The following is a 15,977-nucleotide window of genomic DNA, read 5'->3' as shown; positions in this document are numbered from 1 at the left end:
TGAATGAAAGGACCAAGTATCGTAGTAAAAGGTGCAAGAGCGCACAATTTAAAAGACGTAGATATTGAACTTCCTAAAAATAAATTAATCGTAATGACAGGTTTATCTGGTTCAGGGAAGTCTTCTTTAGCATTTGATACGATATATGCTGAAGGACAACGTCGTTATGTAGAATCGCTAAGTGCTTATGCACGTCAATTTTTAGGACAAATGGACAAACCTGATGTAGACACTATTGAAGGGTTATCTCCCGCAATTTCTATTGATCAGAAAACAACAAGTAAAAATCCACGCTCTACAGTGGCAACTGTTACAGAGATTTATGATTATATTCGCTTACTTTATGCGCGTATTGGTAAAGCTTATTGTCCACACCACGGTATCGAAATTGAATCTCAAACTGTCCAACAAATGGTTGATCGCATTTTAGAATTAGAAGAACGTACAAAAATTCAAATTTTAGCTCCGGTTATTTCTCATAGAAAAGGTAGCCATGAGAAATTAATTGAAGACATCAGTAAAAAAGGTTATGTACGTTTAAGAGTCGATGGAGAAATCGTTGATGTTAACGAAGTACCAGAATTAGATAAAAATAAAAATCATACTATTGAAGTGGTTATTGATCGTCTAGTAGTAAAATCTGGTATTGAAACTCGATTAGCCGACTCAATTGAAACAGGTCTTGAATTAGCGGAAGGTAATATCACCGTTGATGTTATCGGAGGAGAAGATCTTAAATTCTCAGAAAATCATGCTTGCCCAATTTGTGGCTTTTCAATTGGAGAGTTAGAGCCAAGAATGTTTAGCTTTAATAGTCCTTTTGGTGCATGTCCTACATGTGATGGTTTAGGACAACGATTGACAGTGGACCTTGATTTAGTTATTCCTGACCAAAATAAAACTTTAAATGAGGGTGCTATTGAACCATGGGAGCCTACAAGTTCAGATTTTTACCCAACTTTATTAAAACGTGTATGCGAAGTATATAAAATAAATATGGATAAACCATATAAGAAATTAACTGATAGACAAAAAGATATCTTAATGAACGGCTCTGGAGATAAAGAAATTGAATTCTCATTCCATAGTCGTAACGGAGGCACACGTCGTAGAAAAATGAAGTTTGAAGGTGTGCTACCTAATATTGATCGCCGTTATCATGAATCTCCTTCAGAATATACACGTGAAGTAATGAGTAAGTATATGACAGAACTTCCATGTGAAACGTGTCACGGTAAACGCTTAAGTAAAGAAGCATTATCGGTATATGTAGGTGGACTTAATATTGGTGAAGTTGTTGAATACTCTATTGGCAACGCCTTGAAATACTATGAGAATATCGAATTGTCAGAACAAGATAAGACCATTGCGAATCAAATTTTAAAAGAAATTTGTTCACGCTTATCATTTTTAAATAATGTTGGACTAGAATATTTAACACTTAATCGTGCTTCAGGTACGCTATCTGGTGGTGAAGCTCAACGTATTCGTCTCGCAACACAAATTGGTTCTCGTCTAACAGGCGTTTTATACGTACTAGATGAACCATCAATTGGGTTGCATCAACGCGATAATGATCGATTAATTAGCACGCTTAAAGAAATGAGAGACCTTGGCAACACATTGATTGTGGTAGAACACGATGATGATACGATGAGGGCAGCGGATTACCTTGTAGATATAGGGCCTGGTGCAGGAGACCACGGGGGAGAAATTGTGTCAGCAGGCACTCCTACAAAAGTAATGAAAGATAAAAACTCACTTACTGGTCAATATTTAAGTGGTAAAAAACGCATCGATGTACCTGAACATCGTCGTAAAGTTACAGACCGTAAGATTAGTATTAAAGGCGCACGTAGTAATAACTTAAAAGATGTTGATGTGGATATACCATTATCTGTAATGTCAGTTGTTACGGGCGTGTCTGGTTCAGGTAAGAGTTCTTTAGTGAATGAAGTATTATATAAATCACTAGCTCAAAAAATAAATAAATCTAAAGTTAAGCCTGGCAGTTATGATAGCATAGAAGGTATTGATCAACTAGATAAAATAATCGATATTGATCAATCTCCAATCGGAAGAACACCTCGTTCAAACCCAGCAACTTATACAGGCGTTTTTGATAATATTCGAGATGTTTTTGCGCAAACAAATGAAGCGAAGATTCGTGGTTATCAAAAAGGACGTTTTAGCTTTAATGTTAAAGGTGGGCGTTGTGAAGCTTGTAAAGGCGACGGTATTATTAAAATTGAAATGCATTTTTTACCAGACGTTTATGTACCATGTGAAGTATGTGATGGAAAACGTTATAATCGCGAAACGTTAGAAGTGACTTATAAAGGTAAAAATATTGCTGATGTTTTAGATATGACGGTTGAAGAAGCAGCTTATTTCTTTGAAAATATTCCTAAAATTCACCGCAAACTACAAACACTTGTAGATGTGGGATTAGGTTATATTACTTTAGGACAACAAGCCACTACGTTATCCGGTGGTGAGGCCCAACGTGTTAAATTAGCGTCAGAATTGTATAAACGTTCTACTGGTCGCTCAATTTACATTCTAGATGAGCCTACTACTGGTTTACATGTTGATGACATAAGTCGTTTATTGAAAGTGCTTAATCGACTAGTTGAAAATGGGGATACAGTAGTTATTATTGAGCATAATTTAGATGTCATTAAGACAGCTGACCATATTATTGATTTAGGTCCTGAAGGTGGCGAAGGTGGCGGTACCATCGTTGCTACTGGTACGCCTGAAGAAATAGCAAATGTAGAAGAATCATATACTGGTAACTATTTAAAAACAGTATTAGAACGTGATAAGGTCGAATAATTAAATTGTAATATACGAATAGCCCGTTTATATGAAGCAAGTATATCGAATGTTAAGTTATGTTAGTTAAGCAGTCTGAAACGATTTAGTGTTTTAGACTGCTTTTAATATGTACAATAAGTAGTCCCGTCTCTACGGGTAAAAGAGCATTTTTCATATGCGTAAAGAAACGGAAAAACAAATTAAAAATGAATTCACCTTTTTTATATAAATTATGAGTTTATTTTTGATATGATAATAGATGAATGAATTCAAGTGAAATTGTTGAGGTGAACTCATGTTAACGACTGAGAAATTAGTTAATTTATTAAATCTAGAATTATTTACCGGTAAAAATGGACTACATAAATCTATAAAAAACACTGATATATCTAGACCTGGTTTGGAAATGGCAGGATACTTTTCTCACTATGCTGCAGACCGCATACAATTATTAGGTACTACAGAACTATCATTTTACAATTTATTACCTGATGAGGAACGACAAGGACGTATGCGTAAACTGTGTCGTCCAGAAACACCTGCTATTATTGTGACAAGAGGATTAGAGCCACCGCAAGAATTAATCGATGCGGCTCAAGAAATGGATACGCCACTCATCATCTCTAAAGATGCGACGACTAGTCTGATGAGTCGTCTTACAACATTCTTAGAACATGAATTAGCTAAGACGACATCTCTACATGGCGTACTAGTCGATGTATATGGCGTGGGCGTATTAATTACTGGTGACTCTGGAATTGGTAAGAGTGAAACAGCACTTGAATTAGTGAAACGTGGACATCGTCTCGTAGCCGATGATAACGTTGAAATTCGTCAAATTACAAAAGATGAACTTATAGGCACACCTCCTAAACTAATCGAACATTTACTTGAAATTCGAGGCTTAGGTATTATTAATGTAATGACGCTATTTGGTGCGGGCTCAATTTTAACTCAGAAGCAAATTCGTTTAAATATTAATTTGGAAAATTGGGACAAAAACAAACTATATGACCGTGTTGGGCTTCATGAAGAAACATTACAAATACTTGATACGGAAATTACTAAAAAAACAATCCCAGTACGTCCAGGACGAAATGTAGCAGTTATCATCGAAGTCGCAGCCATGAATTACCGTTTAAATATCATGGGTATTAATACTGCTGAAGAATTTAATCAACGTCTAAATGAAGAAATTTTAAGAAAAGGTCATCAAAGCAAGGAGAACTAATTAATGGTATTTAATTTAAATTATATTGATCCTACTGCATTTAATCTAGGTCCCTTATCAATAAAATGGTATGGGATTATCATCGCCGTAGGAATTCTTATCGGTTATTTTATTGCTCAAGAAAGTTTAAAATATGTAGGTTTACATAAAGACACACTCGTCGATATTATTTTTTATAGTGCTATATTTGGTTTTCTTATAGCACGTATTTATTTTGTTATATTCCAGTGGCCCTATTATATGGAGAGTCCGACTGAGATACCTAAAATTTGGCATGGTGGCATAGCCATTCATGGAGGTTTAATCGGTGGATTTATAACTGGCATTATAGTATGTAAAATTAAAAATCTAAATCCGTTTCAGATTGGAGATATCGTCGCACCAAGTATTATATTAGCTCAAGGTATTGGGCGTTGGGGCAATTTTATGAATCATGAAGCACATGGTGGACCAGTTTCAAGAACATTCTTGGAAAACTTACATATTCCAGATTTTATTATCAATAATATGTATATCGAAGGCATCTATTATCACCCTACGTTCTTATATGAATCTGTATGGGATATCTTAGGCTTTATTATTTTAATTACTATAAGAAAACACCTTCGAGTAGGTGAAACATTTACGCTTTACCTTATTTGGTATTCAGTAGGACGTTTCTTTATTGAAGGTTTACGAACAGATAGCCTAATGTTGACTAGTAATATTCGCGTCGCCCAACTAGTCTCAGTAATTTTTATTTTAATTGGACTTGTTTTAATGGTTTATCGTCGCTTGAAATATGCGCCGCCAATCTATAAGACAGCCGGGCCATTATCATGGTCGACTACGAAAGAGAATGCGAAATAATGAGACGTTTATCTAAAGTGGGAAATCAGTCAATTAACCCACTATGGCGTATTTATCATTTTGTGCGATTTTCGAAGGTCCTAAAAAATACACTAATTATAGAAATTTGTCGTTTCTTACCATTTTTAAGTGTCAAACGTTGGGTATATATCAACTTTTTAAAAATGAAAATAGGTAAGCACACCGCAATAGCTTACAAAGTCATGCCTGATATCTTTCATCCACAGTTAATATCGATTGGCAATAATTGCGTGATTGGTTATAATACTACAATATTAACCCATGAGGTGTTAGTCGATGAGTATCGTTATGGTAAAGTAAGTATAGGAGATCAAACCTTAATTGGAGCAAATACGACTATCTTACCAGGCATAAAAATTGGTAGCAATGTGGTTGTAAAAGCTGGCACTGTGGTCTCTAAAGATATTCCAGATCACACGATTGTATACGGAAATCCAATGCACATTCATTATAAATAGAAAAGAGGTGACAAAGCATGGCACAAAATAGCGATAAAATTATCTCAATGAAATTTGACGAAGATTTCTATCGTAAAATGGCAGATCAAAAGTATAGACAAGAAGATTTCAGTAAAGCAGCTGAATACTTTAGAAAAGTGCTTGATTTGTCACCAGATGATTTTGATATAAAATTAAAATATACGTACTGTTTGAATAAACTTAATTTAGGTAGACAAGCTGAGAAAGTGTTTTATGAGAGCATTATTAATGAAGACAACGTAGCAGAAAGTTTTTACCAATTAAGTGAATTGAACATCGATCTTAATGAGCCAAACAAGGCATTCTTGTTTGGTATTAATTATGTGATTTTAACAGGAGATAAAGAGTTCAGAGAGGAACTTGAAAAAACTTTCGAAGTTTCTTATATGAGTGAAGAAAAAATTAAGTTAGAAGCGCAACTTTTCAGTATTCAACTTCTGTTCCAGTATTTATTTTCTCAAGGACGTTTGAAAGACGCCCGTACTTATATTCTGAATCAAGATGAAACTCTTCAAAAACATCGCGTTATTCGTAACTTATTAGCAATGTGCTATTTATATTTAAGCGAATATACAATTGCGAAAGAAATGTTTGAAGAATTATTAGCAGAGGATAACTCTGATGTTCATGCATTATGTCATTATACATTATTGCTATATAATACGAATGAAACTGAAAAGTATCACAAATATTTAAAAATATTAAGTAAAGTCGTACCTATGAATGATGATGAAAGTTTTAAATTAGGTATCGTACTAAGTTATTTAAAACAATACGAAGCATCGCAACAAATCTTACTACCCTTATATAAAAAAGGTAAGTTTGCATCACTTCAAATGTTTAACGCTCTAAGTTTTAACTATTATTACCTTGGAAATAAAGAGCAAAGTAAAGTGTTTTGGGATAAATTATTGCAAATTTCTAAAGTGGAAGTTGGCTACGCTCCATGGGTTTTAGAAGAAAGTAAAGCGACATTTAACCAAAGGATATTACCTCTATTACAAGATGACGATAATCATTATAGGTTGTATGGAGTCTTTTTATTAAATCAGTTGAATGGCAAGGAAATTTTAATGACTGAAGAAATATGGTCTATATTAGAAAATATGAATGATTATGAAAAGCTATATTTAACTTATTTAGTTCAAGGCTTACATTTAAATAAGCTCGATTTTATTCATCGGGGCTTGGTTAAATTATATGAAGCGGAAGACTTACCTCAAGATACAGAGCTATTCGTTAGTTGGATTGATAAAGGGGAAGCGTTAATTGCTAATGATGTTGATTTAAATGAAGTTGAAAGATATGTAGCAGCGCATACGTACCTATATTATCGATATTATAATAGTCATATCACTAAGAAAAAGATTATGGAATTGTTTAATATTTCGCGTTACAAATTAGATAATGCAATTGACCAACTATTGAGCATATAAATTTAAGTATGTTTAAGAATAATATATAATTCCCATGATACTAAAAACGTAGGAGGCATAAAAATGACTGAAATAGATTATGATGTTGCGATTATTGGAGCAGGACCAGCCGGTATGACTGCAGCAGTTTATGCATCACGTGCAAATTTAAGCACTGTTATGATTGAACGAGGTATGCCTGGTGGCCAAATGGCTAATACCGAAGAAGTTGAAAACTTCCCTGGATTTGAAATGATTACTGGCCCAGATTTATCTACAAAAATGTTTGAACATGCTAAAAAGTTTGGCGCTGAGTATCAATACGGTGATATTAAGTCAATTGAAGATAAAGGCGACTATAAAGTAATTAACTTAGGAAATAAAGAAATAACAGCTCGTGCTGTGATTATTTCAACTGGTGCTGAATATAAAAAAATTGGCGTCCCTGGCGAACAAGAACTTGGCGGACGAGGCGTAAGTTATTGTGCAGTATGTGATGGTGCCTTCTTTAAAAATAAAAATATCTTTGTTATCGGTGGTGGCGACTCTGCAGTAGAGGAAGGGGCATTCCTTACTAAATTCGCAGAAAAAGTGACTATCGTACACAGAAGAGACGAATTAAGAGCTCAAAAAATCTTACAAGATCGTGCTTTCAAAAACGATAAAATTGATTTTATTTGGAGCCATACTTTAAAATCAATCAATGAGAAAGATGGTAAAGTAGGTTCAGTTACATTAGTCTCAACAAAAGATGCATCAGAACAAACGCTAGACGCTGATGGTGTATTCATTTATATCGGTATGAAACCATTAACTGCACCATTTACTAACTTAGGTATTACTAATGATATGGGTTATATTCTTACAAAAGATAACATGAGTACATCAGTGCCAGGCATTTTTGCAGCTGGTGATGTTAGAGACAAAGGTTTACGTCAAATCGTAACTGCAACGGGTGACGGTAGTATAGCTGCTCAAAGTGCTATCGATTATATTGAAGAATTAAAAGATAAACAAGACGCATAAGACGCATAAGACGTTATACAAGCTAGAATAAAGAGGTTAGGACAAAGGAACCTTGCTTTTAGAGACTGTTAATCGGTCTTTCAAAGTATAAAAGGTGGATGTCTCAATCTCATTTATTCTAGCTTTTTTTCATGAAAATAAATAAATACGAAGAGTAACTAATTACGTTGATTTGAACATATGATATTATGAAAGTAAATAAAAAGTGATACATATACGATAATAATTTTAAGACTAACTAGGCGGTGTCAAAATGATTAATCAAACTGAAAACGAAATGAGTAAAAGTGAATTATTAGTAGTAACTGGCTTGTCCGGAGCAGGGAAATCAGTCGTTATACAATGTTTAGAAGATATCGGTTTCTTTTGCGTAGATAACTTACCACCTATATTACTCCCTAAATTTGTTGAATTAATGGAACAAGGGAATCCGTCTCTACAAAAAGTTGCAATTGCCATAGATTTACGTGGTAAAGAGTTATTTAAATCTTTAGTAGACGAAATAGACGTAATAAAAAGTCGCAATGACGTCATTGTAGATGTGATGTTTTTAGAAGCTGATACTGAAAAATTAATCTCTAGATATAAAGAAACACGTCGCGCACATCCATTGAATGAAAATGGTCAACAATCACTTATTGATTCTATCGTTGAAGAAAGACAGTTGCTTTCAAATATACGTACTATCGCAAACTACATTATCGATACAACGAATATAAAAGTGAAAGATTTAAAAGAGAAAATTAAGAAAAAATTTAAAGATGAAAGCTTCAAATCATTTAGTATTAACGTTACAAGTTTTGGATTCAAACACGGTATTCAAATGGACGCTGACTTAGTGTTTGATGTCAGATTCCTTCCTAACCCTTATTATGTAGAAGACTTGCGACCGATGACGGGGGAGGACGAAGCGGTTTATAATTATGTAATGAAATGGCGAGAGACAGAGATATTTTTTGAAAAATTAATGGATTTATTAAGTTTTATGATACCAGGGTATAAAAAAGAGGGTAAATCTCAATTAGTCATTGCGATTGGTTGTACAGGTGGTCAACACCGTTCAGTAGCTTTAGCTAAACGCATTGGCGAAGAGTTAGAAGATATTTTTGATTATAATGTTTATGTCCATCATAGAGATGCGCATATCGAAAGTGGCGTGAAAAAATGAAACAATTAAAAATTGTGCTTATAGGCGGAGGAACCGGCTTATCAGTATTAGCTAGGGGGTTAAGAGAATACCCTATAGATATAACAGCAATCGTGACAGTGGCAGACGACGGAGGAAGTACGGGTAAAATCCGTAGTGAAATGGATATACCTGCTCCGGGAGACATAAGAAATGTAATTGCTGCTTTAAGTGACGTTGAACCTATTTTAGAGGAATTATTTCAATATCGTTTTGAAGAGAATCAAATTGAAGGACATTCGCTAGGTAATTTATTATTAGCAGCCTTAACTAATATTAAAGATGATTTCGGTCATGCGGTGAAAGAGTTGAGTAAAATATTAAATATTAAAGGCAAAGTGATTCCTTCAACAAACACCAATGTAATGCTTAATGCAGTACTAGAAGATGGCGAAATTGTGAGAGGCGAATCTAAAATTCCTAAAAAAAATAAAAAAATTGAGCGTGTGTATTTAGAACCACCCAATGTTGAACCAATGGAAGAAGCAATTGATGCGTTGGAAGAAGCTGATTTAATTGTATTGGGCCCTGGCTCTTTATATACAAGCGTTATTTCTAATTTATGTGTGAAAGGGATGTCTGACGCAATTTTAAATTCTCAAGCACCTAAGTTATATATATCTAATATAATGACTCAACCTGGTGAAACAACAGACTATGATGTGTTAGATCATATTCAAGCTCTTCATGACCATGCTGGAAAAGACTTTATTGATTTTGTAATATGCAGTGGTGATAAATATGATGATAAAGTCTTAAAACGTTATGAAGAACGTAATGCGAAACCTGTAGAAATGAACATGGATAAATTAACCGATAATAATATTAAAATTATTACTTCTAACAATTTGGTTGAAGTATCTAATGAACATTTAGTCCGTCATAATACGAAAGTTTTAGCAAGATTAATTTATGATTTAGCACTTGAATTAACAAGTACAATTCAATTTCAACCCAAGAAATAAATATTACTTATCATGTATTAAATTATGATAAGATATTAATCATATGTCTCTTAAAATAGGATTAACCTAAATTAAAGTACTAGAGATGTTAATTACATGTATTTATAACAATGATTAGAGAAGGAGGAATGTGTGATGAGTTTTGCCTCAGATATGAAAAATGAATTAACGCGTATTGAAGTAGATGAAAGTAACGCTAAAGCAGAGCTTAGCGCATTAATACGCATGAACGGTGCACTCAGCCTATCTAATCAGCAATTTGTAATTAACGTTCAAACTGAGAATGCTACAACGGCAAGACGAATTTATTCGTTAATTAAACGTGTATTTAATGTCGAAGTAGAAATATTAGTGCGTAAAAAAATGAAACTTAAAAAGAACAATATTTATATTTGTCGAACTAAGGTACGCGCGAGGGAAATACTTGATCAACTTGGTATTTTAAAGAATGGAATTTTCGTACATGACATTGATGCCAGTATGATTACGGATGATGAAATGCGCCGGAGCTATCTACGCGGCGCTTTCTTAGCTGGTGGTTCAGTTAACAATCCAGAAACCTCCTCATACCATTTAGAAATTTTCTCACAATATGAGAATCACTCAGAAGGTTTAACCAAACTAATGAATAGCTATGGTTTAAATGCTAAACACTTGGAACGTAAAAAAGGAAGTATCGCTTATTTAAAAGAAGCGGAAAAAATCTCTGAATTTTTAAGTTTAATAGGTGGTTATCAAGCGTTATTAAAATTTGAGGACGTACGTATTGTTAGAGATATGAGAAACTCGGTTAATCGCTTAGTTAATTGTGAGACGGCTAATTTAAATAAGACAGTTAGTGCTGCAATGAAACAAGTTCAAAGTATCCAATTGATTGATCAAGAAATTGGTTTAGATAACTTACCAGATCGTTTGAGAGAAATTGCTAAATTACGCGTTGAGCATCAAGAGATTTCGTTAAAGGAGCTCGGAGAAATGTTATCAACGGGTGCCATCTCGAAGTCAGGTGTTAACCACCGCTTAAGAAAGCTAAATGAACTTGCTGATAAACTGCGTAGTGGTGAGAAAGTAGAATTATAGATAAATTGAAGACACCTAAAAATTTGTTGCGTATCAATTCAAAAATTTTGGGTGTTTATTATTATAATGGTAGTTTGTAGTTAGAGTCTTTTTAATTCTCTTAAGATGAGCCCTACAGAGTGTGTTATTAATAGTGGATATAGAAAAAAGACCGTCATAACAGGCTTTTTTCTCCTCATAGTATTTAATTAATGTGTCATAACCCCCTCGAGAGGAAGAAAAGAGTTTATAATATGGTTTTATAATGTATCAATATGGCTTAATAACAGTGTTTATAGGTATATGTTTGTAATAACTTTTCATTACTTTTGAAATAAATTTCCCCAATTTCCCCCATTTAATACATTATAATTCACTAATTAATTGTAAAGCTTTTGCATTTTCTTCTTCATATGTTTCTTCTAATAGATGACCGTAAATTTCATATGTAGTCTTTATAGACTTATGACCTAATCTTTTAGCTATAAAATAAATTGAATATCCATGTCTAATTAAAATAGATGCCATAGTATGACGTAGAGCATGTACGGTAATAGGTTTTGTATTACATTTTCTACAAGCTATTAAAAGGGCTTTATTTGTTTTCTGATTACTTATAGGTGTGCCGTATGTTGTAAATATATAACCATTTATATTTTTAGGTCGAGAGTTCATAAAATGTTTAACTCGTTGCATTGTAATTAAATCTACACTTACTATACGATCTGATGTTTTTGTTTTAGTTCCACGTAAGTGTACAGTGTTATCTTTAAAATTCAAATCTTCAACTTTAATATTAGCCACTTCAGAGAAACGTCCAGCAGTTGCCATAGTCATTAAAATAACTAAGGCTGAAGTAGTATCTTTATTTTCAAAATAACGTTTCAAGCGTTTGAATTCAGTTTCACTAATAAATTTAGTATCTTCAGATTTAGTAGGGTTACATGCCTTTATACTAGCTTTAAATGTTGGATTACGTAAAATAAGACCTTCATGAATAGCATAGTCAAAACAATTTTTGATATAACTATTTAATTTTTTAGCAGTATCATAAGCATGATTTTCACCATAGTTATTTAAAAAACGTTGGTAGTCACTTCGTTTAATATTCTTGATGTATGTATTATTAAAATATTGCTTTATGTCTTTATATGCTACTTTATACCGTTCTAAGGTTTTATCTGTAATGTGTCCTTTTTTATTCAATTCATACCATGTTTTAAAGTATTCCGAAAAAACTACATTATTATTTATGTTATAACCGTTCTTTAAATTGTATTCTAAATCGTTAGCATGTACTTGTGCTTCTTTTTTAGTTCTAAACCCACCTTGTTGAATTTTTTTGAACTTTCCTTCCTCATCTTTATATGAAATAATGTAACGCCATTTATTTCCTCGTTTTTCGTAACTTGCCATATACATCACCTTTGTCATTGGTTGTTATATTCTTGGATGTCATGTAATGCTTTATATAGAATTTTTTCTATATAGTTTACTAAATCATTAGAAATATCATTTTCTTTAAGAGTAGTTGAATTTTCTTTTATAAAAGTAGAGAGATGTTCAGATATAAATACAATCGCCTCGTTATCATCAAAATGTTCATATTTACTTAGTTTATCGTATTTAGATAATTCTTTTTTTACTAAATCATATATATCACTATCATCAGGTATATATATTGACGTTCCTTTACCCAGTTGATTAGAAAAATCATTAATTTCATTCGTGACGATTTCAATAATATTAGCATTAATTTCTTCGTTATAGAGGAATTTGTATTTTTTTTCAAAATTTATATCATTTTTCAAAAGTTCAATAACTTTAAAAACTCGTTCGTGTGTTTCATATAATATAAAATCTATAGGTATATTAAATTCTCTATTAATTCTTACTAAATAATCTTCTTTTGGATAATTCCGACCATTTTCCCAATTGCTTAAGGCAGAAACAGTGGTATTTATTCGCTTAGCAAATGTTTTTTGATCTAGACCGCTAATAATTCTAATTTTCCTTATAATGTTTCCTACATTTTTTTGCGTTCTCATTTAATACACTCCTTCTCATAATAATTTTAACCTAATTACAGAAATTACACAAAATTTATTGACATATTCATTAATTACAGTATATATTAATTACAGAAATTACAGAAAGGTGAGTAGTGAAATGTTTAACTTAGTTAAAGGTTACCGTTGTGCTTTAGGAATAACTCAAAAATCTATGGCAAAGGAAATTGGAGTTTCAATAAATACATATGCTGATAAAGAAAATGGTAAACGAGATTTTACTAGAAAGGAAATGCAGAAATATATAAGTATTTTAGAAGAAAATGGAATTAAAATAGAATTATCAAAAATTTTTTACCCTTAATTACAGAAATTACAGATTTCAGTTAATAATTTAAAATATTACATTTAAAGTATTTTTAGATATGAAATAAGAGGTGTTAAAAATATGAATGCTAAAGATAATGAATATGAAAACGTAAAGTTTGAAAATCGGACAGTTTGGACACGTAAAATGTTTTTACAACATATTGGAATTTCATGGAATACAGCTACTAAAATTTTACTTTATAACCCTAGATTTAAAGAAGATTTAAAAGCTTTTGTACATTATCCAGATGAACATAACAATAAATGGCTATTTTGTGCGGAGCCTATGCGTGAATATTTGAAATTAAACTTTAATAAAATTTTTAATCAATACCATGATTACTAAAATACGAATAAAGGGTGTCCCTAAAATGTCTTAGCCAAGGCGGATATCAAAACATGACTGACCACGCACTAAATTTAGATATTACTAAAGAAATTACGATAATTGGTCGAAACTTCCTCAAGCATTAGAGGTTAAGAGAGAATATAAAGATTGGTTTTCTCGAATGTTGAAATATAGATTTGAAGAAGACGTTGATTTTAACCCGCCCAAAATTGAGTAAGTTGAAAAAGTACATGGTCAAAAAAGGTCGCGTACTTACGAACAAGTTAACCAAATTCTAACACTCGACACTGCAATAAGTGTGAGAGAGCTTTATAGAGCTTTAGAAATTAAGACAAGATATAACGATAGGTTCGAAAAACGGTTAATTACGTTTTAGAAGAAAATATTGATTATATAGCTCTTACTCAAATAAGAGCAACAGCTCAAGAGACTCTATTAATTATTTAGACCATGGTTAACTTTGGATACTAAAAAAAGTGTGAGAAAGCTTTATAGAGATTTAGAAGTTAAAAACGTTTTAAAGTATGGGCAGAAATTAATTTAAAACATTTTAGAGAAAACAGAGATTTTACAAGTGTACTTACAAGCACGGTTGTAAATAATAAGGCTATCAGACAACTTGACGATTTTGCATTAACCTTAGATATTGCTAGATATATAGCTATGATGTCACGAAAGGGTTGCTAATAAAAGAGGTGGTTTAAATAAAAAAGGAAATCGGTTTTAATAAGCAAAATTTAATGAAAGCAATATTTTGGATAATAGCACATAATGAAGAAATTATTTTGAATAGACAATGTGACTTAAGTTTATTTAATAGCAAAGAGCTAGAAGTTATTAAATATTGTTGCAAAACTTTAGAAAGTTTAATCGAGGCAAAAGAAATTTATGATAGACAGAAAATTAAAGAAAGGGTGTAAAAATGATTAAATTAACAATGCAACTTTTATTAATTATTATTTTAACTTATCTAGTTACTAGATATATTAATTTTCATACAGGTTTAACAATTTATTTTTTAGGATCTTTAATTGCACTGATTAATTATGATGAAAAAGAATTAGAACCAATGTTATTTAATAAAGGTAAAACAATTAAGTGAGGGATTATGAATGGAAAATAAATTAAAGGAAAAATTAGTTTTAACCGAATATTTATTTAAATATATAGAAAGTGAATTGCATAGAAATGCTCTAAGTGAATTAGAAAATATAGTAGAAGCGGATAATGCTATTGAAGAGTTAAATATATATATTAAGCATTTAACACTTTCTATTAAAAAATGTGACATGTCAAAAAAAGAATTAAAGAAAAAGTTAGATAAAAAATTTGAACAAAATATTCAAAACGACATGCCCACTATAACGACAAAACTAGTAAACAATTATCTAAGAATTAAAGAAAAAAGTTATCTGAAATAGGTTGAATAACTAGTTCAGATAACAGAAATAAGAGAAAAAATATTGATTTTAGGAAAAATATTTATATTAATATTGTATATAATATAACATATTTTTCCTAAAGTTACATTAGAGGTTGATATAATGGAAAAATTAAATTTTAAAAATGACACTCAAATTAGTATGGTTTGGTATGAAAATTTAGACGCTACGTCATTTATAAAGTTTATTCAGTGTAAATGGAGTGATTTAGTAGAACTTTTATCTATTCCTCAATATGATACAAACAAGTATATAAGAGGTGTTGCTTTATATGGAGATGTAGCAGATGAAACTAATATTGATGGTAAAATACATCAAAGATACCGTAAAGACAAAAACATTTTATATAGAAATATTATAGTACTGGATTATGATGAAATTGATGATTTAAAACGACTAAATGACGCATTTAAAACCACGCTAGGCAACATTTCATGGTTTTGGCATACTACATTTAATCATTATACTGATAGCCCTAGAATACGCTTGTTTATCCCTTTAAATAAAAAAATAAGCCCAGATGAATATAGAAAGTATTCAAAATTAATAGCTAAGGAAATTGGTTTTAAAGTTGATGAGGGAAGTTATCAACCTTCAAGGGTTATGGCATTGCCAGTTGTTAAAAGTAAAAAGAATGTTTTTCTTAAAGTTTATAATGACGCTCCAATAATTAAAGTAGAGCAATTGATTAAATTATCAAAACTATATGTAGAAAAGAATAAATCTATTATAGTTAAAACACCTATGAAACGTAGTT

16 protein-coding genes and 2 pseudogenes are annotated in these 15,977 nt (G+C 31.7%); 16 read left to right on the top strand and 2 right to left on the bottom strand.

The window, feature by feature from the left end; genetic code table 11:
* The first annotated feature begins 3 nt into the window (after window positions 1–3).
* The 9 genes from uvrA to whiA all read left to right on the top strand — a co-directional run bounded on the left by uvrA (window position 4) and on the right by whiA (window position 11,072).
* On the top strand, window positions 4–2,838 hold the full coding sequence (uvrA, locus tag CD147_RS00200; RefSeq protein WP_103165451.1) for an excinuclease ABC subunit UvrA: 2,835 nt from the start codon (window positions 4–6) through the stop codon (window positions 2,836–2,838).
* Window positions 2,839–3,115: 277 nt separating this feature from the next.
* Complete coding sequence (gene hprK, locus CD147_RS00195) at window positions 3,116–4,051, top strand: HPr(Ser) kinase/phosphatase (RefSeq protein WP_103165450.1); 936 nt, start codon at window positions 3,116–3,118, stop codon at window positions 4,049–4,051.
* A 3-nt stretch (window positions 4,052–4,054) separates the two neighbouring features.
* On the top strand, window positions 4,055–4,900 hold the full coding sequence (gene lgt / locus CD147_RS00190; RefSeq protein WP_103165449.1) for a prolipoprotein diacylglyceryl transferase: 846 nt from the start codon (window positions 4,055–4,057) through the stop codon (window positions 4,898–4,900).
* Complete coding sequence (locus tag CD147_RS00185) at window positions 4,900–5,379, top strand: acyltransferase (protein ID WP_103165448.1); 480 nt, start codon at window positions 4,900–4,902, stop codon at window positions 5,377–5,379. Before lgt ends, CD147_RS00185 begins: the two co-directional genes overlap by 1 nt.
* 17 nt (window positions 5,380–5,396) lie before the next feature.
* Entirely contained in the window at window positions 5,397–6,836 is a 1,440-nt protein-coding gene (locus CD147_RS00180) for a tetratricopeptide repeat protein (protein WP_103165447.1), read from the top strand.
* Window positions 6,837–6,899: 63 nt separating this feature from the next.
* A complete protein-coding gene (trxB, locus tag CD147_RS00175) occupies window positions 6,900–7,841 on the top strand; it encodes a thioredoxin-disulfide reductase (RefSeq protein ID WP_103165446.1) in 942 nt (313 codons plus the stop codon).
* 253 nt (window positions 7,842–8,094) lie between these two features.
* Window positions 8,095–9,009 carry an RNase adapter RapZ gene (gene rapZ, locus CD147_RS00170; RefSeq protein WP_103165445.1) on the top strand — a complete coding sequence of 305 codons (915 nt, stop codon included), beginning with the start codon at window positions 8,095–8,097 and terminating at the stop codon, window positions 9,007–9,009.
* The gene (locus tag CD147_RS00165; RefSeq protein WP_103165444.1) at window positions 9,006–9,992 is read left to right on the top strand and encodes a gluconeogenesis factor YvcK family protein; all 987 of its coding nucleotides are present in this window, start codon (window positions 9,006–9,008) and stop codon (window positions 9,990–9,992) included. The genes rapZ and CD147_RS00165 overlap by 4 nt, the downstream gene beginning before the upstream one ends.
* A gap of 135 nt (window positions 9,993–10,127) precedes the next feature.
* Complete coding sequence (whiA, locus tag CD147_RS00160) at window positions 10,128–11,072, top strand: DNA-binding protein WhiA (RefSeq protein WP_103165443.1); 945 nt, start codon at window positions 10,128–10,130, stop codon at window positions 11,070–11,072.
* 345 nt (window positions 11,073–11,417) lie between these two features.
* Here the strand turns inward: whiA and CD147_RS00155 are convergent, their stop codons facing one another.
* Complete coding sequence (locus CD147_RS00155) at window positions 11,418–12,467, bottom strand: site-specific integrase (RefSeq protein ID WP_103165442.1); 1,050 nt, start codon at window positions 12,465–12,467, stop codon at window positions 11,418–11,420.
* Between the two features lie 14 nt (window positions 12,468–12,481).
* Window positions 12,482–13,099, bottom strand: a complete 618-nt coding sequence (locus CD147_RS00150) for a helix-turn-helix domain-containing protein (protein ID WP_103165441.1) — start codon at window positions 13,097–13,099, stop codon at window positions 12,482–12,484.
* Between the two features lie 121 nt (window positions 13,100–13,220).
* On the opposite strand from CD147_RS00150, the gene CD147_RS00145 reads away from it, so the two are divergent.
* The 7 genes and pseudogenes from CD147_RS00145 to CD147_RS00110 form a co-directional block, all read left to right on the top strand.
* Window positions 13,221–13,424, top strand: a complete 204-nt coding sequence (locus tag CD147_RS00145; protein ID WP_103165440.1) for a helix-turn-helix transcriptional regulator — start codon at window positions 13,221–13,223, stop codon at window positions 13,422–13,424.
* Between the two features lie 84 nt (window positions 13,425–13,508).
* Window positions 13,509–13,775, top strand: coding sequence for a DUF771 domain-containing protein (locus CD147_RS00140; protein WP_103165439.1), 267 nt, complete (start codon window positions 13,509–13,511; stop codon window positions 13,773–13,775).
* A gap of 109 nt (window positions 13,776–13,884) precedes the next feature.
* A pseudogene (locus CD147_RS00135) lies at window positions 13,885–13,974 on the top strand (antA/AntB antirepressor family protein); the annotation flags it as partial.
* A gap of 279 nt (window positions 13,975–14,253) precedes the next feature.
* Window positions 14,254–14,450, top strand: a pseudogene (locus CD147_RS00130) (antA/AntB antirepressor family protein); the annotation flags it as partial.
* 250 nt (window positions 14,451–14,700) lie between these two features.
* Entirely contained in the window at window positions 14,701–14,880 is a 180-nt protein-coding gene (locus tag CD147_RS00120; protein WP_103165437.1) for a hypothetical protein, read from the top strand.
* A 10-nt stretch (window positions 14,881–14,890) separates the two neighbouring features.
* Complete coding sequence (locus CD147_RS00115) at window positions 14,891–15,199, top strand: hypothetical protein (protein WP_103165436.1); 309 nt, start codon at window positions 14,891–14,893, stop codon at window positions 15,197–15,199.
* Between the two features lie 123 nt (window positions 15,200–15,322).
* Window positions 15,323–15,977, top strand: a 655-nt coding sequence (locus CD147_RS00110; protein WP_103165435.1) for a mobile element-associated protein, incomplete at its 3' end; no start/stop codon positions are given.

Origin of the sequence: Staphylococcus devriesei (assembly GCF_002902625.1) — a bacterium.
Taxonomy (GTDB): domain Bacteria; phylum Bacillota; class Bacilli; order Staphylococcales; family Staphylococcaceae; genus Staphylococcus; species Staphylococcus devriesei.
This window is presented reverse-complemented; position numbering and strand designations above follow the sequence as displayed.